At 56.7% G+C, this 25078-nt stretch carries 26 protein-coding genes, 3 tRNA genes and 3 pseudogenes; 16 read left to right on the forward strand and 16 right to left on the reverse strand.

Annotated features, from left to right (window positions below):
• Nucleotides 1-99 precede the first annotated feature (99 nt).
• On the forward strand, nt 100-1179 hold the full coding sequence (locus ACZZZ4_RS21485) for a hypothetical protein (protein WP_463548713.1): 1080 nt from the start codon (nt 100-102) through the stop codon (nt 1177-1179).
• Between the two features lie 53 nt (nt 1180-1232).
• On the opposite strand, the gene ACZZZ4_RS21490 is transcribed toward ACZZZ4_RS21485, so the two are convergent.
• Nucleotides 1233-2306 (reverse strand): 3-deoxy-7-phosphoheptulonate synthase, encoded by a 1074-nt coding sequence (locus tag ACZZZ4_RS21490; protein ID WP_463548714.1) that lies wholly within the window; start codon nt 2304-2306, stop codon nt 1233-1235.
• 610 nt (nt 2307-2916) lie between these two features.
• On the opposite strand from ACZZZ4_RS21490, the gene ACZZZ4_RS21495 reads away from it, so the two are divergent.
• From ACZZZ4_RS21495 to ACZZZ4_RS21520, 6 genes are all read left to right on the forward strand, one after another.
• Entirely contained in the window at nt 2917-3360 is a 444-nt protein-coding gene (locus tag ACZZZ4_RS21495; RefSeq protein WP_039758560.1) for a GNAT family N-acetyltransferase, read from the forward strand.
• Nucleotides 3361-3487: 127 nt separating this feature from the next.
• Nucleotides 3488-4129: a response regulator transcription factor GacA gene (gene gacA, locus ACZZZ4_RS21500; protein ID WP_024012761.1), complete on the forward strand. Its 642-nt coding sequence runs from the start codon at nt 3488-3490 to the stop codon at nt 4127-4129.
• A 2-nt stretch (nt 4130-4131) separates the two neighbouring features.
• Complete coding sequence (gene uvrC / locus ACZZZ4_RS21505) at nt 4132-5955, forward strand: excinuclease ABC subunit UvrC (protein WP_122750776.1); 1824 nt, start codon at nt 4132-4134, stop codon at nt 5953-5955.
• 32 nt (nt 5956-5987) lie between these two features.
• Nucleotides 5988-6548, forward strand: a complete 561-nt coding sequence (gene pgsA / locus ACZZZ4_RS21510) for a CDP-diacylglycerol--glycerol-3-phosphate 3-phosphatidyltransferase (protein ID WP_016774513.1) — start codon at nt 5988-5990, stop codon at nt 6546-6548.
• 60 nt (nt 6549-6608) lie between these two features.
• Nucleotides 6609-6684 (forward strand) — tRNA-Gly (locus tag ACZZZ4_RS21515).
• Nucleotides 6685-6730: 46 nt separating this feature from the next.
• Nucleotides 6731-6804, forward strand: a tRNA-Cys gene (locus ACZZZ4_RS21520).
• Nucleotides 6805-6889: 85 nt separating this feature from the next.
• Here ACZZZ4_RS21520 and ACZZZ4_RS21525 read toward each other — a convergent pair.
• Nucleotides 6890-7423 (reverse strand): GAF domain-containing protein, encoded by a 534-nt coding sequence (locus tag ACZZZ4_RS21525; RefSeq protein WP_463549301.1) that lies wholly within the window; start codon nt 7421-7423, stop codon nt 6890-6892.
• 495 nt (nt 7424-7918) lie between these two features.
• On the opposite strand from ACZZZ4_RS21525, the gene ACZZZ4_RS21530 reads away from it, so the two are divergent.
• Nucleotides 7919-8005: transfer RNA gene (locus ACZZZ4_RS21530), tRNA-Leu, on the forward strand.
• A gap of 92 nt (nt 8006-8097) precedes the next feature.
• Here ACZZZ4_RS21530 and ACZZZ4_RS21535 read toward each other — a convergent pair.
• From ACZZZ4_RS21535 to ACZZZ4_RS21545, 3 genes and pseudogenes are all read right to left on the reverse strand, one after another.
• Complete coding sequence (locus tag ACZZZ4_RS21535) at nt 8098-9129, reverse strand: site-specific integrase (RefSeq protein ID WP_463548715.1); 1032 nt, start codon at nt 9127-9129, stop codon at nt 8098-8100.
• On the reverse strand, nt 9130-9336 hold the full coding sequence (locus ACZZZ4_RS21540; protein WP_463548716.1) for a DUF4224 domain-containing protein: 207 nt from the start codon (nt 9334-9336) through the stop codon (nt 9130-9132).
• A 635-nt stretch (nt 9337-9971) separates the two neighbouring features.
• A pseudogene (locus ACZZZ4_RS21545) lies at nt 9972-10427 on the reverse strand (hypothetical protein); the annotation flags it as partial.
• Between ACZZZ4_RS21545 and ACZZZ4_RS21550 the strand changes: the two are divergent.
• A pseudogene (locus ACZZZ4_RS21550) lies at nt 10396-10491 on the forward strand (phage holin family protein); the annotation flags it as partial. The pseudogenes ACZZZ4_RS21545 and ACZZZ4_RS21550 overlap by 32 nt on opposite strands.
• Nucleotides 10492-10820: 329 nt before the next feature.
• Nucleotides 10821-11420, forward strand: a pseudogene (locus ACZZZ4_RS21555) (terminase small subunit).
• A gap of 191 nt (nt 11421-11611) precedes the next feature.
• Here ACZZZ4_RS21555 and ACZZZ4_RS21560 read toward each other — a convergent pair.
• The 4 genes from ACZZZ4_RS21560 to ACZZZ4_RS21575 form a co-directional block, all read right to left on the reverse strand.
• On the reverse strand, nt 11612-12004 hold the full coding sequence (locus ACZZZ4_RS21560; RefSeq protein ID WP_009049394.1) for a RidA family protein: 393 nt from the start codon (nt 12002-12004) through the stop codon (nt 11612-11614).
• Nucleotides 12005-12236: 232 nt separating this feature from the next.
• A complete protein-coding gene (locus tag ACZZZ4_RS21565) occupies nt 12237-12890 on the reverse strand; it encodes a hypothetical protein (protein ID WP_110599395.1) in 654 nt (217 codons plus the stop codon).
• Nucleotides 12891-12936: 46 nt separating this feature from the next.
• Nucleotides 12937-13638: a chorismate mutase gene (locus ACZZZ4_RS21570; RefSeq protein ID WP_463548717.1), complete on the reverse strand. Its 702-nt coding sequence runs from the start codon at nt 13636-13638 to the stop codon at nt 12937-12939.
• A 20-nt stretch (nt 13639-13658) separates the two neighbouring features.
• Nucleotides 13659-14123, reverse strand: coding sequence for an NAD(P)-binding domain-containing protein (locus ACZZZ4_RS21575; protein ID WP_463548718.1), 465 nt, complete (start codon nt 14121-14123; stop codon nt 13659-13661).
• A 148-nt stretch (nt 14124-14271) separates the two neighbouring features.
• Here ACZZZ4_RS21575 and ACZZZ4_RS21580 point away from each other — a divergent pair, with 148 nt between their 5' ends.
• Nucleotides 14272-15132 carry a LysR family transcriptional regulator gene (locus tag ACZZZ4_RS21580; protein WP_123442619.1) on the forward strand — a complete coding sequence of 287 codons (861 nt, stop codon included), beginning with the start codon at nt 14272-14274 and terminating at the stop codon, nt 15130-15132.
• 1 nt (nt 15133) lies between these two features.
• Here ACZZZ4_RS21580 and ACZZZ4_RS21585 read toward each other — a convergent pair whose 3' ends face one another.
• Nucleotides 15134-16645, reverse strand: a complete 1512-nt coding sequence (locus ACZZZ4_RS21585) for an MFS transporter (protein WP_223631549.1) — start codon at nt 16643-16645, stop codon at nt 15134-15136.
• 168 nt (nt 16646-16813) lie between these two features.
• On the opposite strand from ACZZZ4_RS21585, the gene ACZZZ4_RS21590 reads away from it, so the two are divergent.
• Both ACZZZ4_RS21590 and ACZZZ4_RS21595 read left to right on the forward strand, forming a co-directional pair.
• The gene (locus tag ACZZZ4_RS21590; RefSeq protein WP_039760604.1) at nt 16814-17572 is read left to right on the forward strand and encodes an SDR family oxidoreductase; all 759 of its coding nucleotides are present in this window, start codon (nt 16814-16816) and stop codon (nt 17570-17572) included.
• Nucleotides 17573-17651: 79 nt separating this feature from the next.
• Nucleotides 17652-18158 carry a nuclear transport factor 2 family protein gene (locus ACZZZ4_RS21595; protein WP_042609814.1) on the forward strand — a complete coding sequence of 169 codons (507 nt, stop codon included), beginning with the start codon at nt 17652-17654 and terminating at the stop codon, nt 18156-18158.
• Here the strand turns inward: ACZZZ4_RS21595 and ACZZZ4_RS21600 are convergent.
• Complete coding sequence (locus tag ACZZZ4_RS21600; protein ID WP_039760264.1) at nt 18130-19518, reverse strand: heavy metal sensor histidine kinase; 1389 nt, start codon at nt 19516-19518, stop codon at nt 18130-18132. The two genes, ACZZZ4_RS21595 and ACZZZ4_RS21600, sit on opposite strands and share 29 nt — an antisense overlap.
• Nucleotides 19491-20186 carry a heavy metal response regulator transcription factor gene (locus tag ACZZZ4_RS21605; RefSeq protein WP_039760267.1) on the reverse strand — a complete coding sequence of 232 codons (696 nt, stop codon included), beginning with the start codon at nt 20184-20186 and terminating at the stop codon, nt 19491-19493. The genes ACZZZ4_RS21600 and ACZZZ4_RS21605 overlap by 28 nt, the downstream gene beginning before the upstream one ends.
• Nucleotides 20187-20401: 215 nt before the next feature.
• Between ACZZZ4_RS21605 and ACZZZ4_RS21610 the strand changes: the two genes are divergently transcribed.
• The 3 genes from ACZZZ4_RS21610 to ACZZZ4_RS21620 all read left to right on the forward strand — a co-directional run bounded on the left by ACZZZ4_RS21610 (nt 20402) and on the right by ACZZZ4_RS21620 (nt 22469).
• Nucleotides 20402-21010: a hypothetical protein gene (locus tag ACZZZ4_RS21610; RefSeq protein ID WP_042609816.1), complete on the forward strand. Its 609-nt coding sequence runs from the start codon at nt 20402-20404 to the stop codon at nt 21008-21010.
• A gap of 71 nt (nt 21011-21081) precedes the next feature.
• A complete protein-coding gene (locus ACZZZ4_RS21615; protein ID WP_129998747.1) occupies nt 21082-21702 on the forward strand; it encodes a cytochrome b/b6 domain-containing protein in 621 nt (206 codons plus the stop codon).
• Nucleotides 21699-22469, forward strand: coding sequence for a molybdopterin-dependent oxidoreductase (locus ACZZZ4_RS21620; RefSeq protein ID WP_207807868.1), 771 nt, complete (start codon nt 21699-21701; stop codon nt 22467-22469). Before ACZZZ4_RS21615 ends, ACZZZ4_RS21620 begins: the two co-directional genes overlap by 4 nt.
• 838 nt (nt 22470-23307) lie before the next feature.
• Here ACZZZ4_RS21620 and ACZZZ4_RS21625 read toward each other — a convergent pair.
• The 4 genes from ACZZZ4_RS21625 to ACZZZ4_RS21640 all read right to left on the reverse strand — a co-directional run bounded on the left by ACZZZ4_RS21625 (nt 23308) and on the right by ACZZZ4_RS21640 (nt 25048).
• Nucleotides 23308-23460: a MafI family immunity protein gene (locus tag ACZZZ4_RS21625; RefSeq protein WP_463549302.1), complete on the reverse strand. Its 153-nt coding sequence runs from the start codon at nt 23458-23460 to the stop codon at nt 23308-23310.
• Between the two features lie 265 nt (nt 23461-23725).
• Nucleotides 23726-24187 carry a hypothetical protein gene (locus ACZZZ4_RS21630; protein ID WP_422492778.1) on the reverse strand — a complete coding sequence of 154 codons (462 nt, stop codon included), beginning with the start codon at nt 24185-24187 and terminating at the stop codon, nt 23726-23728.
• 245 nt (nt 24188-24432) lie between these two features.
• Nucleotides 24433-24627, reverse strand: coding sequence for a hypothetical protein (locus ACZZZ4_RS21635; RefSeq protein WP_463548719.1), 195 nt, complete (start codon nt 24625-24627; stop codon nt 24433-24435).
• 271 nt (nt 24628-24898) lie between these two features.
• A complete protein-coding gene (locus tag ACZZZ4_RS21640; protein ID WP_185776661.1) occupies nt 24899-25048 on the reverse strand; it encodes a hypothetical protein in 150 nt (49 codons plus the stop codon).
• Nucleotides 25049-25078 lie beyond the last annotated feature (30 nt).

Below are 25078 nucleotides of genomic sequence, written 5' to 3' on the forward strand. Positions count from 1 at the left end.
GTGTATTCGGCTGACATCCAGAACATCCAAAGAAGTCCTCAATGTAGATGTCAGTGTCGTCGTTCGGAACGGCACGCTTTCCAGGGAGTGGAGACGAAAATGAACAGCCATGAAGTCGAGTTTTGCTGGCGGATGCGTCAGCCGGCAGTTGCCAAAATGTCTATTGAGCCTCTGATGGCGCCAACGATTGATGGGTTGGAGGGCAGCGTTCTGGAGCCTTCGTTGGCCAGGGCCGTTGTTCGCATTTCTCCTTATGCCAACATGCATTGTGGTGATCAGTTGACGTTGAGCTGGGAGGGGCTCGATATCGAAGGCTTCGGCTATCAGTACGAGAAGGTTCGATTTGTCAGCCAGGCTCAGGTTGGCAGAGAAGTCATCTTCGTCATCAAGGGCATGCATGTGGCTGCGCTGGATGGTGGTTCGCTCGAGGTTTACTGGACACTTCAAAGTGCGTCCGCACCCAACGCAGTGGAGTCTGTTCGCCTGCAAGTGTCTGTGGGAGATGTCCGCGCGCAGCTGTTGGCGCCGCAGATAGAAGGCTCGGTAAACGGAGCGCTGGAGCCGTCGCGAGTGACCGAGGGCACATTGGTTACGTTGCAGCCCTACGCGAGAATGTCGCCGGGGGACCGGGTGATGTTGTCCTGGCACGGTGATACCTCGCCCGAGATCTTTACCGACACGTTGAACGTGGAGGCCTACGCCGTTGCACAAAATCTGTCGTTCTGGGTGCCGGGCTGCTATATCGAAGCGCATCGCGGCGGTGAGGTCGTCGTCGCCTACCGGGTCGAACAACCCTGTGGAACGGTTCGCACGTCGGAGCCAGCGAAAGTTTTCATCGGGCCGGCGGTGCGTGCTCGGCTGGCTGCGCCGGATGTCGTTGAAGCGATTGAAAATGTGTTGTCAGTGAAGGATTCGGTAGACGGGGTTTCCATTCTCATTGAGGACGCGCAAGTGCAGGAGGATGAGCTGGTCTATCTCAAGCTTGACGGCGAATTTTTCAGTCACCGCGATGATCTTGAAATCACTTCGGAGCTGGCCGGGCAACCGCTGAGTTTCATTGTCCCTCACCGCTTCTGGCGGGAACATCATGGGACAACGGTCGAGATTGCTTACACCGTAGAACGCCTGGATGACGTCAGTCAGCAATCTGCGGTGAGACGGATCAGCGTAATGGCATAGCGTGGGAACGTCAGCCCTCCACGCTCTGCATGGAGCGGGAGGGCGACTTGCGATCACATCCTGGTGTGTGCGAGACGGTGTGCGGCGTCGGTCAGCAGTTGTTCGGTTGCGCCGAAGCCGAGGCAGCCATCGGTAATCGATACGCCATAGCGCAAAGAAGTGCTCAGCGGCTGGCAGCCTTCGAACAGGTGTGATTCAAGCATCATGCCGATTAGCGAATGGTTACCGCGCAGGCGTTGTTCAAGCACGTCGTTGAACACGGCTGGCTGACGCAGTGGATCCTTGCCGCTATTGGCGTGGCTGCAATCGACCATAATTCGACTGGGGATCTTCAGTCGGCTGAGTTCGGCGCTGATTTTGGCGACGCTGGTTGCGTCGTAGTTTGGCCCATGATGGCCGCCGCGCAGCACCATGTGGGTGTCCGCATTGCCAGCGGTTTGCACGATCGCCGGATGCCCTTGGCTGTCCACGCCGAAATGCCGATGCGGATGAGCTGCCGAGCGCATGGCGTCGACGGCAACGGCGGCGCCGCCGTCGGTGCCGTTTTTGAAGCCGACCGGCATGTTCAGGCCGCTTGCCATCTCTCGGTGAATTTGCGATTCGGTGGTGCGGGCACCAATGGCCACCCAGCTCAGCAGGTCATCGAAGTAATTGGCAGCCATGGGTTGGAGCAGTTCGGTGGCAACCGGTAGTCCAAGCCGGATCATTTCCAGCATCAGTTCGCGGGAAAGTATCAGGCCGGCGGCCATGTCGTCAGTGCCATCCAGATGCGGATCGTAGGCCAGGCCTTTCCAGCCGATTGTGGTACGTGGCTTTTCAACGTAGGCGCGCATGACCAAGAGCATTTCACCGCTGACATCCTCAGCCAGACGAGCGAGCTTGCTGGCGTATTCGATTGCCGATTGCGGGTCGTGAATAGAACAGGGACCCACGATGACCAGCAGGCGTGGATCTTCACCGTTGAGGATGGCACGCACCGCCTGACGGTGGGCATTGACCTGTTGTTGCAGGGAGTGACTGAGCGGGAACTGCTGTTTGAGCTGCAACGAGCTCGGCAGACGCAGGGTCAGCGCTTCGTTGGCAGAATCGAGGGCGGACAGCGGCAAAGCGGAAACGGAGGAATTCATATTCGGTCTTCCTGGGCGGATGGCGGGCATTTCCCGCGCGCTCGGCCCTACAGGGGTGTTCGACAAATGGCCGTACTGGCTAGGCGTGTGTGTTTGCCACCTGTGGGTGACCGATCGGAGGCGGCAGGCTGTCCCGAGCGGAGGCTGGTAAATCGCCAGGCGCTGAAGCTGTCGTAGCGGTAATAAGTGCTGTAGTTCATGGTGTAATCCTCAAAGTGTCTGGTGTGGTGCTGGAAAATGTCGGGCCTGAAAAAACAAAACCCCCGGTCGGGAGGCCGACCGGGGGTTGAGAAATCTCTGGTAGGCGACCCGTTATGATGGGCGCCGTTTGGGTATCAGGCGCGCCAGTGGCTAAACCAATACCCAAAATAAAAGTTGACTGGAGCACATACGTCATTCACCCGGACAGGCGCAATCGAGCGCGGGGCGCTGGCGATGCGAATCTGTGGAAGGGCGTTGAACATGGTTTTCTCCATTGAATGCGCCGAGCTTACTCGACGCCGATGCGCGTCAGCAATCGGAAAATGCTATTGCCTGCCGGTCGATATGACTATCGAGTTGCAAGCGATGCGGGTGAAATGAACTTTTTTGCAGTTAATGGAGGCGGAGAATGAGCTACCGGACTCGGCATGCCACCGGTGATGACCTGGCTTTCTCGCGGGATCTGACATGCCGGAACATGCTGCGCTATTACATTGACCACGATCTGTTGTGGCAGGACGAAGCGTTCGACGCAGGCTGGCAGTACCGTGATAACTGGATGATCGTTCAGGATGAAACGCTGATCGGCTTTTTCAGTCTGAGCCAGGATGCGCGGGCGCTGTACATACGCGAATTACAGATTGAACAGGCCTGGCAAGGGCAGGGCGCCGGCTCCTGGGCCATTGGTCAGGTTGTCGAAATGGCTCGTCAGGCGAGGCGACCGGCACTGCGGTTGACGGTGTTCGATAACAACCCGGCCCAAAAACTCTATGCGCGCAAAGGACTTCGCATTGTGGGCAGGGATGAGTGTTTCCTGCGGATGCAGCTCGATCTGAGTACAGCTGTGCTCTGAAACCCGCAGCCGGCAAGCCCTGAATGATGAATTGAAACTTTTTAAATGCGGCTTTCCGCTAGGTCTGTCTGGCACTTTTTGCTAAGGTGTCCGGCATCCCAATAAGACCATATCGCGAGGTGTCTGCTTGATTAGGGTGCTAGTGGTCGACGACCATGATCTCGTTCGCACAGGCATTACACGGATGCTGGCCGATATTGATGGCCTGCAGGTGGTGGGTCAGGCCGAGTCAGGTGAAGAGTCCCTGATCAAGGCCCGTGAGTTGAAGCCTGACGTAGTGCTCATGGACGTCAAGATGCCCGGCATCGGCGGCCTCGAAGCCACACGAAAACTGCTGCGCAGCCACCCGGACATCAAGGTGGTTGCCGTTACGGTGTGCGAGGAAGACCCTTTCCCGACGCGTTTGCTGCAGGCCGGCGCCGCCGGTTACCTGACCAAGGGCGCGGGTCTGCCGGAGATGGTTCAGGCCATTCGACTGGTTTTCGCCGGGCAGCGTTACATCAGTCCGCAGATTGCTCAGCAGTTGGCGATCAAATCATTCCAGCCAACCAATGATTCGCCGTTCGATGCCTTGTCGGAACGGGAAATCCAGATCGCCTTGATGATTGTCGGCTGCCAGAAAGTCCAGATCATTTCCGACAAGTTGTGCCTGTCGCCGAAAACCGTGAACACCTACCGCTACCGCATTTTCGAGAAGCTTTCGATCAGCAGCGACGTAGAGCTGACACTGCTCGCGGTGCGTCACGGCATGGTGGATGCCAGCGCCTGACCATGACCGAGACATTCGATTCCAGTGCTTTCCTGTCGACCGTCAGCGGTCGGCCCGGCGTCTACCGCATGTTCGACAGCGAGGCGCGCCTGCTGTATGTGGGCAAAGCGAAAAACCTGAAGAAACGTCTGGCGAGCTACTTTCGCAAAACCGGGCTGGCACCCAAGACTGCCGCACTGGTCGGGCGTATCGCTCAGGTCGAGACGACCATCACCGCCAACGAAACCGAAGCGCTGCTGCTTGAACAGACACTGATCAAGGAGTGGCGGCCGCCATACAACATCCTGCTGCGCGACGATAAATCCTATCCGTATGTGTTTCTCTCTGACGGGCAATTTCCGCGTCTGAGCATTCACCGCGGCGCCAAAAAGGCCAAGGGCAAGTACTTCGGCCCGTATCCAAGTGCCGGCGCTATCCGTGAAAGCCTGAGCATTCTGCAAAAAACCTTTTTTGTCCGTCAGTGCGAAGACAGCTATTACAAGAACCGTACGCGGCCCTGTCTGCAATACCAGATCAAGCGCTGCAAGGCGCCTTGTGTGGGTCTGGTCGAGCCTGACGTTTACGCCGAGGACGTGCGCCACTCGGTGATGTTCCTTGAAGGTCGCAGTCATGCGTTGACCAACGAGCTGTCCACCGCGATGGAAGAAGCGGCGATCAATCTTGAATTCGAACGCGCCGCCGAATTACGCGACCAGATTGCCTTGCTGCGTCGGGTGCAGGACCAGCAGAGTATGGAAGGCGGAACCGGCGATATCGATGTCATTGCCGCATTCGTCAACCCTGGCGGCGCCTGTGTCCACTTGATCAGCGTGCGCGGCGGCCGAGTGCTGGGCAGCAAGAATTTCTTCCCGCAGGTCGGCATCGAGGAAGACGTCTCCGAAGTCATGGCGGCGTTCCTTGGCCAGTACTACATCAGCAGCCCTGAACGCGATTTGCCGAGCGAGCTGATCGTCAACGTGGTTCACGACGATTTTCCAGCGCTGATCGAAGGCATCCATACCTTGCGCGGCCGCGAGTTGGCCATCAGCCACCGGGTGCGCGGAACCCGCGCACGCTGGCAGCAACTGGCCGTGACCAACGCTGAGCAAGCGTTGGGCGCGCGCCTGGCCAACCGTCAGCACACCGCTGCGCGATTCGACGCGCTGGCCGAGGTGCTGAATCTGGATGAGCCACCGCAACGCCTGGAATGCTATGACATCAGTCATTCCAGTGGTGAGGCTACGGTTGCGTCCTGCGTGGTGTTTGGCCCGGAAGGCGCGATCAAGTCGGATTACCGCCGCTACAACATCGAAGGCGTCACCGCCGGCGACGATTACGCGGCCATGCATCAGGCGCTGACCCGCCGTTTCAGCAAACTCAAGGACGGCGAGGGCAAGCTACCCGACATCCTGCTGGTCGACGGTGGCAAAGGCCAACTGTCGATGGCCCGCGATGTGCTCAACGAACTGGCCGTACCGGATCTGATCCTGTTGGGCGTCGCCAAGGGCGCCACCCGCAAGGCGGGTTTCGAAACGTTGTATCTGAATGATGCAGCGCATGAGTTCACCTTGCGTGGCGATTCACCTGCCCTGCACCTGATCCAGCAGATCCGCGACGAGGCGCACCGCTTCGCCATTACGGGGCATCGCGCGCGTCGCGGCAAGACACGCCGCACCTCAACGCTGGAAGGCGTGGCAGGGGTAGGGCCGACTCGTCGTCGGGATCTGTTGAAACATTTTGGTGGATTGCAGGAGCTGTCTCGTGCAAGCATCGAAGAGATCGCCAAAGCCCCGGGGATCAGTAAAAAGCTCGCAGAGTCGATTTATGCGAACCTGCATAGTGAGTAGAATGCCCCTTCACCTCGTAGCCAGTTGTGCCGATGAATATCCCTAATCTGATTACCGTTCTACGCGTCCTGCTCATCCCGATCTTTATTTTGCTGTTCTATCTGCCCTACGAATGGAGTTACATGGCCTCCGCTTCGGTGTTCGCCTTCGCGGCCGCAACCGACTGGCTTGATGGTTACCTGGCGCGCCGACTGGAGCAGAGCACACCGTTCGGTGCGTTCCTCGATCCGGTCGCCGACAAACTGATGGTCGCTGTTGCTCTGGTCCTGCTGGTGCAGGAACACGGTAATCTCTGGCTGACGTTGCCAGCCGCGGTCATCATCGGTCGCGAGATCGTTATTTCGGCGCTGCGCGAATGGATGGCCGAACTCGGCGCCAGGGCACAGGTTGCAGTTTCAAATCTGGGCAAATGGAAAACCGCTGCGCAGATGCTCGCACTGGTGATTCTGCTGGCCCATCCAAAGGCGTTCAGCTTCTGGGTTGTGCTCGGTTATACGCTGCTGATAGTGTCGGCAGGGCTGACCCTGTGGTCGATGGTTCAATACCTTCGCGCCGCCTGGCCCCACCTGAAGACCGATGTCGAAAAGAAATAAAACTTTTTTGAATCAAGGGGTTGACGGGGCTTCTTAATTCTATAGAATGCGCCACACCAAGCGGGAATAGCTCAGTTGGTAGAGCACGACCTTGCCAAGGTCGGGGTCGCGAGTTCGAGTCTCGTTTCCCGCTCCAATTTGTACAGTGTTTGTTGTTGCGCTACTGACAGCGAATACTTTGAGGCCGAGTAGCAAAATGGTTATGCAGTGGATTGCAAATCCACCTACGCCGGTTCGATTCCGACCTCGGCCTCCACTATCAAAAACCCCGTAGATCAATGATCTACGGGGTTTTTTGTTGTCTTCAAAAAGAGGGGAGTTGCACTCCTCCTTAGATAGGCTCACTCGGTCAGGCACGTTCCGGTCTTGATATGGCTGGCGCCTTCCACCGTCAGATTCGAGAAGAAGATACAGCCGATGAGCCGTGCGAACAGTGTCAATGTGTCTGCGAGATCCGGATTGTCGAATACAGTAGCCCTCGAATCCAACGCACAGAGTGCACCCCAAAGTCTGCCATCTGGCAGAAACACGGGCGCGCCTGCGTAGCTCTCAATCGCATATTGCTTCACTACAGGACGGGAAGAGAGTCTGCCGTCCTGGCTGATTTGTGGAAGGAAGAGGGCTTGAGGATCCCTGCGAAACTCACTGCACAATGTTGTTTCCAGCTCCAACGTATCGCCGACGTTTATACCCAGTTCGATCGGATCGTAGGCGGAACAAACGATCCACTCGGTTTCCGTAAATTTTGCGATGCCGGCGAAGCGCGTACCGGTCAAACGGGTGACGAGCTGGAGAATATTCGTCGTCGCCTCGATCTCGGCGATCGCCGAGCGCTCCTCGTGGCTCAGAGACGCTTTGAGAACGGTGTCACTCATTTGCATAGGGTCAAATCTCCTGATTGCTGGTACATCCCTGAGCTGGGCTCTGGTGACGTGTTGAGGAAGTCAGCGCCTGTTGCGCGGGGTCGCGGTGACTAGGTACAGATTGGTCAGGTCCAGTCGCTGAATCCGGCGTCAACGTTTAGCGTAGACACTCAGGCGAATGGCGGGTTGCTTCGTCATGATTGCCAGCACAGGAAAAATCCTCGGCCCGCTTATCGAAGGAGGCGTTAGCCTTCAGATTTTATTGAATTTCAGCTCCGGTTGCTGCGATCTGTCTATAGACTTCGCCTCCACGTCAAGCAAGTCACATAGCTCCATGATTTAGATAGCTTTTTGTTTTTTTTGAGCAAGGTAAGATTTAGTTTTCAAATCGCGCGCTCCAAACTTGCTTCACCGGGACGTGATGTATATATTCCCCGCTCGGCTTTTCAAGCGGCCATCCTGTCAGGACCGCAACCGCAAGGCTGAACAAAGCAACACCGCGCTACCGCCCGAATGGCGAAACTGGTAGACGCATGGGACTTAAAATCCCCCGCTCGTAAGGGCGTGCCGGTTCGATTCCGGCTTCGGGCACCACGAATATCAAGGGCTTGCATGACATACCTCGTGCAAGCCCTTTGTTCTTTTTCCGCAATCAAAAAATCTTTTCCGCAATTCGTGACCGTTAGTCACTTCGTAGGGGTGACCTTCATCCCCTTACGCATTCTGATGTACTGCTCAGTCATACCGACTGTTGTGTGCCCGAGCTGGTCCCGAGCCTCTCGGATGCTGCCTGTCGACTCCTCCTTATCCGTCGCTGCTTTAGCTCTCAAGTCGCGCATCTGAAATTCTGCCTTTGGAATTCCGGCTGCTTCCCTGGCGTCATCGAACCTTTTCCTGAGCATACTGGGCGTCATCGGCTGCCCAGAGTCGATAACTACCAGACGTGTTGATCTGATTTTGTGTCCGGCCTTTCGCGCCATGATTCGATCGATCACGATTTTGAGTTCACCAATAATCTCGATCCTTCGCTTAGCCCCGGTCTTGCCTTGCTGTACGGAAAGCTTCCCGTCTTTTATGTCGCGCTCATCCATCTTTAGTGTGTCTGCGACCCTCTGTCCTGTTAGATAGAAAAGGTCCAAAGCATCTCTCAATGGTTGATCGGCATGCTGGTAGGCTCTGGCGAGAACGTCATCTTCGACATATATGTCGCGACCGCTTTCTTTATTGCCCTTCACGCCTGAGCAAGGATTAGCCAGTGATGTATAGCCATTCTGGCGAGCAAAGTTCCAGATGGAACTGAGTAACGCTTTCTCCCGATTTGCACGAATAGGGGCTGTCTTACCGCGATGACGAAGGTACTGGCTGACATGTTTCGGTTCGATAGCCTCTAGAGGGGCGGGTGGGTCGTTGAAGAACAGGAGGAGGTTTTTCAGTTCGCGGGCGTTGTCCTTCTGGGTGGCATGGGCTTTTGTGGGGACCACCTCGTTCATATATAGCTCGGCCACGTAAGCAAAAGTAAGAACGGTTTGCGTCAATGCTTGAGAAACTCGGCTTTTTTCGAGCTTTGCGTACTCTAAAATGGCTAGGCCGTAATCGGTACCTAGCGGGATTTCCTTGCGTGGTTTCCCGCCAGTGTCATAAAGATAATAGATGGTGCTGCCGCGTTTTCGCTCGCGCAGGCGAGGAATGCTTCCCGGCTTTGTTGGTCTTCGTCCCATTTATCCCACCAAGCGAGGTTGCCAGGTCAGAGCTTCTGGCGCGCTTGTAGCTACTCCTGTTAGCGCCGAGGCAATCACGCAGGGCCAGCCATTACGCTTGATGGTGTGACGAATGCCATTGCGCTTCAGCACAGTAATCTGACCTGCTTTGGTTTTAGCTCCAGTCAGTTCGCAGACCTGTTCATGGCTAAGAAACTGAATGTTCATGCTGCCTCCTTGCTTGTAAATAATGAGCGCTTCGAATCCACTTGCTGTGAGACTGTGTTGCCTTCGATTCCTGGCTGTAGCTGTGCAGCCATTACAACCGCGTGTTCACGCAGAGACCGGGCCTCACGTTCGAGCTTCTTGCCGGTACGAAAGGCGCTGAAGGTCTCGGCGGCGATTTGCAGCAGCTCGCCGATATTGATCAGCGTCTGTCGCTCGGCCGGGCCGAAAAGCGGACCTGCTTCAAGTCGTTCGCAGGTTCGTGCCAGGCGCATGTGATCGGCACGGATGAATTGCAGGGAAGCCCGAAGTTCGCGGATGGTTGTGGCGCTCGCGGCGCGTTGGGTGTCTTCACCCTCGCGCAGACCTGTCTCCAGACCATCGCTGCGGCCCATGATGTAACCGCCCCAAATAAGGAGGGCGGCCAACGCGATCAGGATCACGAGCGCACCGATTTGTATTGAACTCATCATGAGGAGCGCTCCTGGGATTGTTGCAGGCTGGTGGTAGCAGCCGTCGGCGGTGCAGGGGGCATGACGTTGACCATCATGTTGCCGCTGCATGTCCTCATCCGCCTTGTAGGCGCAAATGTCGATCAACGAGGCCATGTGCCGTATGTGAACGTATTTGAGTGCCTTGGCGGTGATGCAGGAAAGGGTGTGCGGCCGATGAACAGTGACGTGCAGGGGCGCGTCGAAACCCATCTCGAGGCTCAACACACCGCCGGTGCGGATCAGCTCAAATACCCGCTGCTTGTCTTGGACTTCAAAGCGACCATATTGGCGATCGGCATGCGGGCGATGCGCGAGATCGCCTTTGTTGCTCGTATCAAGCGGGCCGTTGGCAATCTCTTCGATGAAGTCGGCCAGTTTGAGGTGCATCTTCTTGTCGTTCGGCAGGGTGAGCGTGTGGCGTTCGCTGCCCAGTTCGATGACAAAAGTGCTTTCCTCTGTGCCGCGTTCAGCCTTGAGACGGAATGCTAGGCACTCGCGCTTCGGCGCTGTGCGCAAGATGTGGTTGAAGGTTTCGGTCAGGTTGACCTGAGCGCTGAGCAACTGGAGGGTGACCGCGATGGCCGGCGCGGATGTCGCCATCGGCTTGTACGAACGCTGGGTCGCCAAACGGCTGGACCTGAGCGAGGCCGAGCCGAAGGCATGAGCCGGACAGGCCAGGTAGGGCGCCGATTTTTACGGGGCCTACCCGAGGGCCGCCCCCTACACGAGTTATCGAACTCGCGGAATCTCTCTAGCTGAAACCTTCGCCGGGATGTCCGTCTTTCCAAAGGGATGGGGCAGGACATGTCACTCGCATGCTGGCTCGACCGACCGTACCGGGCGGAAAACCGCCGGGGACCCTGGGGACTTCCAAAGGACACGGGGTCGGAAACCCGCGGGATCTTGTTAGTGGGAGGCCCACCAGCTTACTGAAATTTCAATCCACTGAAATCTTGAAAGCATTCATTGAAAAGCCGCTGAAAAGGAGGGCTTATGACCGCAGCCACGTACCTATCCAAGAGCGCCTTCGCCGCACACATCGGCCGCTCACCGAGTTACATCACCTGGCTGAAGGAAAACGGTCGACTGGTCCTGTCCCCAATGGCAAGCAGGTCGACGTTCTGGCCACCGAAGCATTGATCCGCGATACCGCTGACCCGAGCAAGGCTGCCGTCGCTGCTCGCCACCAACAGGAGCGGCTTCAGCGTAATGTGTACGGCCACGTCGCTACACAATCCGAACCGACCAACATGGCTGCGCCGCCGCCCGTTGATCCCGCGCAAGGGCAGTCCCCGGACTTTCAGAAAGCGCGTGCACATCGCGAGCACTACTTGGCGCGGATGGCTGAGATGGAGTTTCGCAAGGCGCAGGGGGAGCTGGTGGAAATCAGCTTTGTGCAGAAAGCCGCTTTTGAAACGGCGCGATCGCTTAATCATTCGCTAATGAGCCTGTCGCCGCAATTGGCGCCAACTCGCCGCGCTGTCGGATCCGTGGGTGGTGGAGAGGCAGCTAACGGCTGCGCTGCGCCAACGACTTAACGAAGCGGCACAAGTGTCAAGCGATGACTTTGGATTTGCGTTTAGCGAGTGCTAAGGATATCCGCTGATAGGCATTTTTCTGCTCGCATCGGAATTGATTGGCGCCTGCTTCCAGTCAGTATTAGCCGTCGGCGTAAAGTGTTATCACGCGCCTACCGATGCAGCAGGCAAGTGTAATTTTGAATCTACCACCGCATGCGTAGTCACCCATTTTAAGACCTGGATATGCAGGTTCTTGTCAGAGGGTTATCGCTCTACTGCGACGCACTTGATCTCCACGAGAAGGCCAGGTCGAGCTAATTCACTGACACCAATGCAGGTCCATGCACAAGTGCTTCTCGGAAATACTTTATCCTTTACGCGTCTGAAAATTGGCATGTGACGGTGCATGTCGACGTGGTAAGTTGTCATTTCTACGACATCTTCAAATTTACAGCCACCTGCCTCCAAGACGATCCGGAGATTGTCCCATGCAGCTAAAAACTGCTGCTCAGGTTCTTCAATGACGGATAATTCCGGCGTCCTGCCTACCTGACCCGCGCAGTAGAGAGTTTTTCCTACCTTTACTGCTGGTGCATAACCCGCGCGCTCGTAGATCAATCTCATGCCATCTGGAACAATGATCTGACGGTCAGTCATGATTGCGGAGCCCCAAGTTAGAACGGTAACGAAAGCTAACTCAGGGGCCAGAGCCGCGTCCACTCAGTTCACTTCTCATCTATTAATCAACCCCACACGTGCTTTTAGCCGCTGCTGAGTCTTTTTGAACTCATTACCTAATGTGGCTGCCTCGATCGATGCAAAAGGCGCGAGCCGGTAGCGTTACTGATCAGAAGCATTTCGATGGTTGGTTCGCTGCTAGGCTGGCTCGTCAGTTCGTGTCGTCATCACCTTGAAATATATCTGCGTAAAGTCGCGCGACTGTAGGGGTAAGGTTATGACCGGCAGGAATGAGAAAGTCGGCGTGTGGTGCGAGCCGTTTTACGTAGATGACTTCGTAAACCCTGCGCACGATTCCAGGTGCTGTTTCTTCCCGGTCCAAGCCAGGCATTATCCCTACCGCTTTGTAACCGGCTTGCTCCAGTGCTTGTTGCATATACGGCGTGCGGGTTGTTGCCATGCCATAGATCAGCCCCGCGCCCATGAACGTGCCGATTTTTTCTCCCAGGTCCTGGGCCGCAACGGCCAGTCTGGCTTGTCTGTGCGGTTTGGCTACCGCGCCGACCCGCCCGAAAATAACGTCAGCACCGTCAATTTTTTCCCACGTGGCGATAGCGACAATCTCATCGTTCTGGCGGACGACGGTAGCGAATATGCCTCGATCCGGATCGTCTTCGAGCACCACGTTGTCTGCGTAGAACTGCTGGTCCAGAAACGGGCTTGCCAACCCCACCGAAATGGAGGGAAACCATGTCCGGAAAAAATCTGTCGCGACATTGATCTCCTCACGTTTCAGGTAATCCCAACTGTAGCCATAGGGTAAATCGGTGAAGCTGCGAATTTGCTCGATCGTTGGCCATTTCATGCGGTTCTGCTCGTTTGTCTGATTGCTTCGATAAGTGGCGCCGGGGTCAGGCCCGAGGGTCAGGGTTATTGGCGGGTGCCGTGGCATGCCTGGCGGCGATCTGCCTGTGGCGCTCGACCACTTCGCCAATGACCAACTGCATCAGCCTCTGCACGATGGCCGTATCCAGCTCGGCCTCCTGAGCAAGTGCTGCCAGACGCTGGTATTGCTGCTGCTCTCTGGCCTCGTCTACCGCAGGCAACTGATATCGGGCCTTGAGCAATCCGACCTCATCGGTACAGCGAAACCGTTCCGCGAGCAGGTGGATGAGGGCGGCGTCGATATTGTCGATGGTTTTCCTGAATGTTGAGAGTTGACGCGCGATGTCGGAGTTTTCCATGAATGACCTCGTGACAGGTGTTCGAAAGAGCTTCTCAATGATTCGTCTGCTGAGCAAAAACCGACCAGTCCTTGTCGCCATCCCCCTGGCTACCGCCGACTTCATTTTCAATCGAACGGCATCCGCCGCTGGCAACTCCAGCCCTTTGAGACGACCCGCATCGATCGCCAGATTCATATCCTTGAGGCCAAGCGACAGTTTGAATCCCGGTTCAAAATTGCTGCTGACGATGTTCTGCCCATAACGTTGATAACTGGGGCAGGCGAACAGGGTCTGGGTCATGAGCTTGATGAAAATCGAAGGGCTCAGTCCGTGGCGTTGAACGAGTCCGCTGGCTTCGCCCAGCGACTGGATGGCTTGGGTGATCATCATGTTGCCGGCGATTTTCGCTATACAGGCCTGTTCAGGTTGGTCGCCCAGATACCAGGTTTTTTCCCGAGCAGGTCGAACAGCGGTTGGACGGTCGAGACAGCAGCCTGCGATCCGGCCGCCAGGATATTCAACTCGCCCTTGGCCGCCACGGCGGGCACGCCGAAGACCGGCGCCGCGATCAATGGCATGCCGGCGGCTTCATGTTCGCGCTGCAACTCCAACATCAGCGAAGGCGACAAGGTCGACATCACGACATGCACGCAAGCTTTGTCTGCAGTTTCCAGAACAGCGCTGGCGAGCAGTACTTGCCTGACAGCGGCATCATCGGCCAGAAGAGTGATGACCACCTCTTGCTGGAACGCCGAGGCCGGCGATTCGATAACGCTGATGCCTTCGAGATCCTTGATCGCCGCCTGACTGCGGTTCCATGCCGAGACGTGATGGCCAGCGCGGACGAGCAGTGGAATGATCGCTCTGCCCATGCTTCCCACTCCGATAAAACCAATCTTCATTTGCAGTCTCCGGTTGGTATTCGATGACGGTGAATGCAGACAAGTATGTCGGGCACGGGATTGCTACGGCACTGCCATTGCTGCACTCTCACTGTTCATTTTTGTACGGGGGCAGAGCATGGACTGGAGTGATGTGCGGGTCTTTCTCGCGATTGCCCGCAGCGGGTCATTGGGCGCTGCCGCCAAGCTGTTGGGGGTCAGCCATCCGACCGTGGGGCGGCGCTTGCAGGTGTTGGAACAGTCCAGTGGCCAACCCGTTTTCCTGCGTACCAACCAAGGTCTCGTGTTGACCGACAGCGGCGAGAAGCTCTTCAGCCTCGCGCAGGAAATGGAGCAAAGTGCGTTGGCCATCGAAAGGCGCCTCGCGGGCGACAGCGCACAGCCCGAAGGTGTGCTGCGCATTTCCTGCGCTGACTGGTTCGCCTGTTATGTCCTGGCCCCGGTGCTGAGTGAACTGGGCCGGCGTTATCCATTGATCGTGCCCGAGGTCATTGCCGGGCATCGATTGTTTGATCTGGCTCGCCGCGACGCCGACATCGCGTTTCGAATCGTTCCGTTCACCGAACCCGATATCGTGCATCGCAAGCTGATCTCCCTGACTTACGGGTTATACGCAGCCGTTGGATCTGCTGACCCTGAGCCACAGGGCGCCGGGCTGGGTCTGATCACCATGAGTGTTGCCCAGTCCCATTATCCCGATGTGCAGTGGCTGCAGCAGCGTTACCCTCTGGCGCGTACCGTGTTTACCAGTAGCAGCCGCACAGTCCAGGCGCAAATGTGTGCGCAGGGGCAGGGCGTCGCGGTATTGCCCCGCGCTTTGGGCGACCAGTTGACGGCGCTGCGTCTGATCGATTCAGATGAACCGCCACCAGGCCGCGACATTTGGATGGGCTACCACCAGGACATGCGCCAGATGGACAGTCTGCGCGCGCTTGCCGACCTGGCCTCCGTCATGATTGGCACTCAGGCAGGCGGTTGATTCACTCTGCCGGCTGCATGGCCGCCGTTTGCAGCTCTGCAGCAGATTGGCGCGCCAGACTCAGACTCAGTCCTGCGCCTACCACCAGACACGCAGCGATGCACAGTATGGCGACGGTGAAGGCGTGGGTGATGGCCGCCGCGTCCGTGTCCTTGCCCAGAAGCGTGTAAAAAATGCCACCGATGATCGCTACGCTCAGTGCCGTGCTGATTTGCAGTGTGGAACTGGTGATGCCCGCAATCATGCCGGAATACGCCGGTGCCACGCGTCCAGTGATCATGCGCATCAATGTCGGAAGGGCCAGTCCTTGTCCGAAACCGATCAGAAAGAGAATCACGGCAAGGGACAGCGCAGAGGGCGTGACGGCGGTTGGCGTGTGCGCCACAAGCCAGGCCAACAGCACGAACCCCAGCACTTCGAGTGCCATTCCGAAGGGATTCACATAAGACCCCAGCAAACGCCGGAATAGATGGGTGGCGAGCGGCCCCAGCAAGAAACCAGCGCCGAATGGCAGAAAGACCAGACCTGCACTGAGCGGGCTCGTATGCAGCGCTCCCTGTAAATAGATGGAAAACAGCAGGAAGAACACGCCGATCGCGTAAAAAGTCAGCGCCACCAGCAATGCCCGGCCCAGCCCGGGCGCACGCAGTGCAGCAGGGTTCAGCAACGGCGCGCCTTGCGCTTGATACAAGCGGGCTTCGTAGCGCCAGAACAGCCAGGCCAGCAGTGGCACCGCCGCCAGCGACAGCCAGGCCCACCACGGCCAGCCCGCTTCACGTCCCTCGATCAGTGGAACGATCAGCGCCGCAAGCGTCACCATCGACAACAGCGTTCCACCCAGATCCAGCTTGCTGGTCTGGGGTGCGCGGGTTTCCTTGACCACGGGGATGGCGATCAGAATGACCAGCAACGCAATCGGTAGATTCACCAGAAATATCGACCGCCAGCCCAGGTTCATCAGGTTGAGCGAGATCAGAATCCCGCCAAGTGCCTGGCCGACTACCGACGCCAAACCAAACACCGCACCGTACAGGCTCAACGCCAAGGGTTTTTCCGACTCAGGGAATATCGCCTGCACTGAAGCGAGTGCCTGCGGCGCCATGACAGCGGCCGTCACGCCTTGCAGCGAGCGTCCGGCGATCAACACCCAGGGTGACTCGGCGACACCGCAGATCAGTGAGGCGACGGCAAAGCCAATCAGGCCAACGAAGAACATTCTCATGCGGCCAAAGATGTCGCCAAGCCTTCCGCCGGTGATCAGTGTCACGGCATACAGCGCCGCGTAAGAAGAGATGATCAACTGTTCGGCAGAGGAGGCCGTGCCCAGCGATTGCTGAATCGAAGGCAGCGCTACGTTCACGATGAAGAAATCCAGCGGCGGCAAGAATGCACCGACCAACAGGATGGCGAACATCAGCCAGCGCCGCTGTTCCGGAAGGGCTACTATTTTCTCAGGCATAAGGTCTCCTTTCTGAAACCCTTCGGCTCCAGAATATTTTCGATTGCGAGTCATGCTTTGAATAAGCTGACTTCAATCTAAACGATCAAACCCTGGCTGACGCCTCACATAAATGAACGGCCAATGTTCATTTATGGCAGTGCCGCTGCGCCCCTGCCTCCTCGCAAAATGGCCGCACTGTGGTTCCAGTCGAGCCACACAACCGAAATCGAGGAGTCAGTTATGTCAGGTAAATTCGCTGATCAGGTCGCAGTCGTCACCGGCGCGTCCACCGGGATCGGATTTGCGATTGCACAGGGTTTGATTGCCGAGGGCGCCAGGCGCGTTTACATCACCGGGCGTTCTGCAGCCACGCTGGAGGCTGCGGTGGCCAAGCTTGGCGACAGGGCGGTCGCGGTCATTTCCGATGTCGCGCGCCAGGTTGATCTGGACGAGCTCAAGGCGACGATTGAGGCGCACGGCGATCAACTGGACTCAGTGTTTGCCAATGCGGGTATTTGTGAAAAGAACCCGCTGGGCGAGACCACCGAGGCCGCCTATTTCAACATGTTCGACATCAACGTAAAGGGAGTCTTTTTTACTGTACAGACGTTGATGCCATTGTTGAAAAATGGCGCTTCGATCGTGCTGACGGCCTCTATCTGTTCCAGCAATGGCATGGAAGGACTGAGCCTCTACAACGCCTCCAAAGCCGCGGTACGTTCCTTTGCCAGGACGTGGGCCAACGAACTCAAAGGTCGCAAGATCAGAGCGAATGTCCTGAGCCCTGGCTTCACCCGCACACCGCTGATGGATAACGGCTTGAAGATGAGCGAAACAGACGTCGCCGCGCTGCGTCAGCACGTCGAGCAGATCACGCCATTGGGGTACATGGCCGAGCCTGAGGAAATCGCCTCGTCGGCGCTGTTTCTTGCGTCTGCCGATGCGAAATATGTCAACGGTGTGGAGTTGATGGTCGACGGCGGCCTGTCGCAGATCTGACCACGTGCTCAACCGTAGCGCAGCCCTCGCGCAGGGCTGCCTTCCTCGCTTATGCGCAGCCCCTGCAGGAAACCTCATCATGAACAATGAACAACTGACAGCCCGACTGGACGCCCTGGAAAGTCGCGCCGCCATCGAGTCGCTGATCAGCGCCTACGCCAATGCTTTCGACCGCATCGACGCCTCGCTTCTTAGCTCAATCTGGCACGAAGAGTCGACACTGGATCTACCGGGTTTTGGCCAGGCTGGAAACCGTGACGAAATCCTGGCGATGGCGCAAAACAGCTGGCGCCAGATGCCCCATATGCACCACTGGATGGCCAACCCGCTGATTGAAATCGAGGGTGACAGCGCAGTGGGCACGGTAGCTGCGGATTGCCTGTTTCATGACATTGAAAAAGGCCCGGTGCAAGTCAGCGGTCTTTACCACGACAGGTTTGAACGTCGGGACGGAAAGTGGGCGTTCCTGTCACGTCGTTTTGAAATGCATTTCCTGACGCCGTTAAAAGATTGGGTACCCGCAGCGGGCGAAGAACAGTTTGCACCGTTCGAGCAGCTCAAGGGAACGACAGCGAAAAACGAATAGTCCCGGCCCTTGGCTGTTCGACACCCACGTGGCCGTCATGCAGTTGCATGATGGCCACGACAATGGCGAGGCCAAGCCCGTAGGAGTCGGAATTCTGGTGCCGAGACGCATCGCCACGGTAAAAGCGGTCGAAGAGTTTGCCCAGGGTTTCGTCGCCCAGCACCGGCCCTTGGTTCTCCACCTCAATCCGGGCACCTCCGTGGGTTTCCAATACCCGTATCAGAATCTCGGTGCCCTCGTAAGCGTAGCGAACAGCGTTCGCCACCAGGTTGCTCAACGCTCTGCGCAGCAGCAAGGGGTCAGCGAGCACGATACCATCGCCCGTTATTTGGAAGCTCATTCGCCGCTCTTCAGCCAAACCCTCAAAATACTCAGCGATGCGCTGTGATTCGTCATGCAGCGACAGTTGCTGGCGCTCCACTACGGCTTGCGCTTCATCGGCGCGCGCCAGAAATAGAATGCTTTCGACGATGCGCGAGATCCGTTCGAGTTCTTCAAGGTTCGAAGCGATCAGCGCCTGATATTCGTCCTCGCTACGGCGTTGGCGAAGGGCAACCTGACAATGTCCCATCAACGACCCGACCGGCGTGCGGATTTCATGGGCAAGGTCGGCGGAAAATTGCGTCAGTCGCTGATAACCCTGAGCAAGACGATCAAGCATCGCGTTATAGGCGTCACTCAGCTGTTGCAATTCAACCGGCGTATCGGCGCTGTCCATACGGCTGTGCAGACGCTCAGGCGTTATGGCTGCGGCATGGGCGGCCATTTTGCGCAGCGGACGCAGCCCGCGACGCAATAACAGATAACCCAGCAACGCGGTTGCCAGAAAGGCAAGGGCCACGGCCAGGTAGATGCGCTCGCGATACGCTGCAAGCATCGCCATTTCCTTGCCCATAAGGTGGGCGGCCGTCAATCGGACTACACGGCCACCCGACGTCGTGACTACGGAGGCGGCGCGCAGCCTTGTTCCCGAGTCGGTCACGCCGCTGCGCAGATCACTGACGCTCAGCTTTGTGTCCTGGCCGATCACCGGCAGTTCAGGCAACGTGACGTTGAGTGGATTGACCTGGATGACCGGTGGCTGCCCCGGCTCTTCAATGATGAAGATGTCGTCTTCGCTGTCGAGCATGTTCTTGAAAATCTGCGGGCTGTCGCGCAGCTTTTCGATGGCGAGTTCGTAATGCAGGAGCTTGCGAAAATGCTCCAGACGGCCCATCACCGCGTGATCGCTGTAGACCAATACCGAGGCCTTCATCGTCTGATACAGATAGAAGCCCGCGCCGGCCACGGCCAGCATCGCGACCATGGCAAACGCCACGGTCGATCGCAGCGTCAGCGAGGGTTGGCGTCGGGACCGCATGGCCTCACCTCGCAGACATAGCCGATACCGCGAATGGTATGGATCAGCTTGATCGGGTAGGGCTGGTCGACCTTGTTGCGCAGGCGCTTGACAGCGACGTCCACCACGTTGGTATCGCTGTCGAAATTCATGTCCCAGACTTCCGAAGCGATTTGTGTCCTGGACAACACATCGCCGGCTCGACGCAGAAACAGATGCAGCAGGGCGAACTCCTTGTTGGTCAGCACGATCACCTGTTGTTGGCGGGTCACGCGGCGCCGGACCAGATCCAGTTCGAGATCGGCAAGGTGGAAATGGTCGGCTTCGCGTACGACACCGCGGCGCAGAATAGTGCGGATGCGCAACAGCAGTTCGGTAAACGAAAAAGGTTTGATCAGGTAATCATCGGCGCCCAGTTCCAGACCGCGAATGCGGTCTTGCAACTGGTCGCGCGCGGTAAGGAACAGCACGGGTACGTCTTGTCTGGCGCGCAACAGCTCGATGATCTGAAACCCGTCAATCCCGGGCAACATCACGTCCAGCACGATCAGGTCATAGGTCGTATGCAAGGCCATGTGCAGACCGTCGGCGCCGTGCTGGGTCCAGTCGACGTTGTAACCGGACTCGCCGAGCCCCTTTTTCAGGTACTCACCTGTCTTGGTGTCATCTTCGATCAGCAGGATATGCATCGTGAGGCGCGCTCGGGTCTCTTCATGACGGGATTCAGCCCGCGACATCGGTATCTCGGCTGTGCAGTGTAGCGGGATGAACGGGCGCAGTCGGTTACATTTCTGTCATTCACCGGCAGGGCTGACGAATGACAAAAATGTCATTCGGCGGTCATCGTGACGTCCCGATCTGCGGTCGAGGATGGCGACACATCAACCCATGAGGAATCGTCGCCATGCAACTCAAAAACGCCCTGTCTACCACGTTCGGTTTGGTGATGCTCAGCGCTGCCGTCATTGCCACCGCCGCCGACATGCCGGTCATCAAACCACTGCGCGGTACGGTGGAAAGCGTCAGCAACAACACGCTGACCTTCACTGTCCGCTCTGGCGCCCAGCAGACGATCGGACTGACTGACAAGACCGGTATCAGCCGGGTATCGAAGGCCAATATCGACTCGATCAAATCCGACAGTTTCATCGGCTCGGCGGCCATCCCGCAGGCCAACGGAACCTTGAAGGCGCTTGAGGTCACGGTATTCGACGCCAGGCTCAAGGGCAGCGGCGAAGGTCATTACGGCTGGCAGAACGCGGACGGCAGCACTGGCACCATGACCAACGGCACCGTTGGCAAACTGTCCAAAACCGACGGCCGCACGTTGACCGTCAACTACCAGGGCGGTGAGAAACAAATCGTCGTGCCGGATGACGTGCCTATCGCCTACGTCGAGCCAGGCAAAGCCGATGAGCTGGTCAAAGGAACGAAAATTGTCGTGTTCCCCGCTGCAGATGGCACCGCACGCGGCATTGCAGTCGGCAAGGATGGCTTCCAGCCACCGATGTAATCATCTGAGAAAGCTTGAGCGTTGCCTTCTGGCAACGCTCCGCTACACGGAAGGCTTGCAAGGGGAACCACGTGAGACAGAAGAAACTGCATCCCTGGCCGGTTCGCCTCACCCATTGGCTCAATGCGGCCTGCATGGTCTGCATGTTCATGAGCGGTTGGGCTATCTACAACGCCTCGCCACTGTTCAGTTTCAGGTTTCCGGTGTCATTGACCGTGGGCGGTTGGCTGGGCGGGGCACTTGCCTGGCATTTTGCGTTCATGTGGCTGCTGCTGATCAACGGCGCAATCTATGTGCTGTACGGGTTGGCCAGTCGTCATTTCAAACGTGAGCTGCTGCCCATCGGCATTGCCGCATTGAAGCATGATCTGACCGATGCCTTGCGCTTTCGGCTGGTGCATGAAAAGGGTGTCTATAACGCAGTACAGCGCCTGATGTACTGGATCGTGCTGGCGGCAGGTGTACTGATCGTGATCTCGGGTGTAGCGATCTGGAAACCGGTTCAACTTCAAGAGCTGGTCGCGTTACTGGGCGGCTATGACGTTGCTCGTTACGTACATTTTGCGGCCATGGCGATGATTGCAGCGTTTGTGGTGATTCACCTGGTCTTGGTGATTCTGGTACCAAAAACCCTGTTGCCAATGATCACGGGTGGAGTGCGGACGCCTGATAACGAGAAAAATGGGTCATGACTGAATTTACAAAAATAACGCGTCAGCGCGTCAGGATTGAACCTGCGCAACAGCTTGAACTGGAAAACATTCAGCGCCGGCATTTGCTTCGGGCCGGCCTGACGGTGGGCGCGATGTCGATGCTGACCGGTTGCAACCTGCAGGACGGCGATCAGGTCGACAAAGTGCTTTGGGCCATGTCGCGTTGGAACGACCGGGTCCAGGCGTGGTTGTTCAGTGGACGGAAACTGGCGCCGACCTTCGCCCGCGCGCAGATCACCAAGCCGTTTCCGTTCAACGCTTTCTATGGTCAGGACGATATCCCTGAAGTAGACCTGACCAGTTACTCGCTCGCCGTCTCCGGCCGGATCAGGGACAAGGCGCCGTGGACACTCGAAAGCTTGCGCAAGCTGCCGCAACGCAGCGATATCACTCGGCTGATCTGTGTTGAGGGCTGGAGCGCGATCGGGCAATGGGGAGGTGTACCGCTGAAAACCTTCCTGGAACACATCGGCGCCGACACCACAGCGAAATTTGTCGGTTTCAAATGTGCCGATCGTTACTACTCCAGTCTGGACATGCCGACTGCCTTGCACCCGCAGACGCTGTTGGCACTGGATTATGCTGACGTGGCGCTGCCGCCCGAGTACGGCTATCCGCTGAGGGTTCGGGTCCCCACCAAACTGGGCTTCAAAAACCCCAAGCATGTTGTCGAGATTTTCGTCAGCAACGACAACCCGGGCGGGTACTGGGAAGACCAGGGCTACAACTGGTTCAGCGGGATCTGATGAAGCAAAGAACGGAACTGTCACGCCAGGAACACTGGCGAGATTCATGACACCAAGCGTGATATGAGGCATGCCGATGACCGGTATTTCTGCAGTACCGCCAGCAGCATCCGTCTTGCCGACATCAGAACCTAGGATGCGGGCAACGAGTGATGGAGCAGATTTCCAATCTCTCTTGCAGGCTCAGTCCAGGCTACCTTTACAACAGTCGGATAAAGCTCGCACTCGGATGCTCTTTGATAATCTTGCCGCATGTATCTTCAATGGCGAAAAAAGAGCTATCTGCTCTGATGTTATCGGCACAGGGGGACTGAATGCGTTCGCTATTGCAGTGGCTCTCTCGCCGCTAACCGTCACCTGGGTACCGACCGAGATTGTTCGAGCGCCACTGCGTTCGCCTGGAATACGGACTTTTCGCCGTCGCAATCCCTCTTCAGCCGAGACCTCCTTCCTCAACCGGTCAAATTCGGAGGATAGGGGTTACGATTAGACGGGTCTCGAAAGCTTGCTCGCCGTAGGCCAGTATTATTAAGGGAGAAGCAGATACCGCCAATTCTCACCTGTGGCGTTGAATGGTCTTTCGTTAGCCTGAAGTAGAAAGCCCGACGGCTTCTCTATCGTGGCGAAGGTGGTGTTATGAGGCAGCGTCGACTTACAGCCTATTTTTCCACCCCGCTGTCATCCCCCGCTTATTCTGAGCATCAGAGAGTTATAGCCCGCGATCAGGGCTACTTTTGGCCGAAGGTAGTCGATCGTGAACGGCCGCTTTCGGCCAGAAGCGGACGCTTGCGAGTAACTGCTTTCGACCCAAAGCTGACCTTTAGATGGGTATATTTTTTCACCTCATGAAAGGCATCTTCAAGGACTTTGCGATCCGAGCTAAAACTTTTACGCATTTTTCAGAAACAACGAGCGGTGGTTCGTCAATCATGTAAAGCAGGTGTTCGAACGCTACTCCAGCCTCGTTGTGATCGACATAATCCAGAACTATTTCACCACCATTCTTTAAACCTGCCTGAGCTAATGCATGGTCTTCCGGTACAGGGCCGAGCTAGTCGTATGCAATGGACATCAGCGTCGAAATTTCTTCAAGTACCTCAACGAAATCGGCCCTCAAGTCGTTGTAAGGGTGGCTCATAACAAACATCCCTTCGATTATGGTGACCTGCGTAGCGTTCCCGTCTGGTCGATTGTTGCCCAAGACCTGGTCTGTGCGCACGCGCTTGGGAAGCTAAGGTCGACCGTTCGCTCTGGGGTCACGCTTTACCCATTTCCTCGTACGAAGCATCGACGAACGTGATGTGCTCATCCCAAGCAGCTTCAGCTAGATCCCGGATAATTTCAGCGAGCGTCTCAACATCCACCCCCTGAGCTTCGATGCAGGCCAAGCGTCCGGGCGACCAGTCGATGACGGAACACTGTGGATACTTCCTTAGCAGCGCGGACAGCGCTTCCTGAGGAGGCTCTTTGTGGATATACATGAAGTCAAAGTACGGGGCACTGGCATTCTGAAGCGGGTACACCAGAGCCCAGGCATTTGATTGGCCGGGAAAGCAAATTCGGACATTACGATGCGCCCATTCCGGCCCGCTGTGTTTGATGTGGCGAAGTACTTCGATGATCGAATGACAATCGGCTATTCGGATCATGCGATCAGGGTCAAACGTCCAGCCAGGCCCAGGCTGGGTTGCTGCGTTACTGGTCAGAGGTGCACTCATTCTTGGTTTTCTCTTCATCGCATTACCTTAGGTTCGAACGTCCGCTTCTGGCCGATAGCTGACGGGCAAGGCTGATCGCTTATCGCCGATAGGTCCCCCTTCATAAGTGGTATCGACGTCAATGCTAGGGATCAGAAAAGGACTAGAAGGAGTTGAAGCGCTTGATTGGTCTTGCAAAGCTTTAGCGCTGACTGATCGTGTGCGTTCATATTTCTATCATTTGCTCGCCAACGGTGCGGTCTGTCTCAGCCATACATGTACAAAAGGGCGTCGATCAGCTCTAGCTCCTGCTGCGAGTACTGAACCTCGTTGTACCGCCTAATGTCCAGGAGTACGCCCCTGATCGGAACCTGCCGCGAAGGATTCCGAACAATTTCGATCAGACGGTCGTACTCGGGATCTTTTCCCTTGAGGTATTTCTCGATCAGTTCTTTGAGCACTACGCGCGCTTCTAGATCGGTTAACACTGGTACTTCTCCAACCAATTGTGACTTCATCTGCTTTGATGGTAGTGATAGCACCCTGTGAAGGGACCGACAAACGCGGTATCGGGTGGCGCGCCGGCTGCGATTAGGTACGTTCTACGACGATTCTGAACGCAATGCGATAGCACAGATGTAGCTGTAAGTAGTATCGCTAGTTACGCACTCTCGCAGCACTCGCTACTGCTTGGCTCCGCAAAGCACTCGGATGAGCTATTTTCTTTCACCTTCAAATGGTTTTAAGCCATGCCTCACAGGTATTTGCCTTCTCATCATCATTCATCGAGTGGGATATCTTTTTGTCTAGTTCTTGATATTTGTTTGGAGCGATTTCCTTGTAGAAAATTATCCATCCATCTCTTCCGTCTTGATCGATCATATATGACTCATCGTGCTTTCTTACCCGTAG

It is taken from the genome of Pseudomonas sp. AC252 (assembly GCF_979258105.1).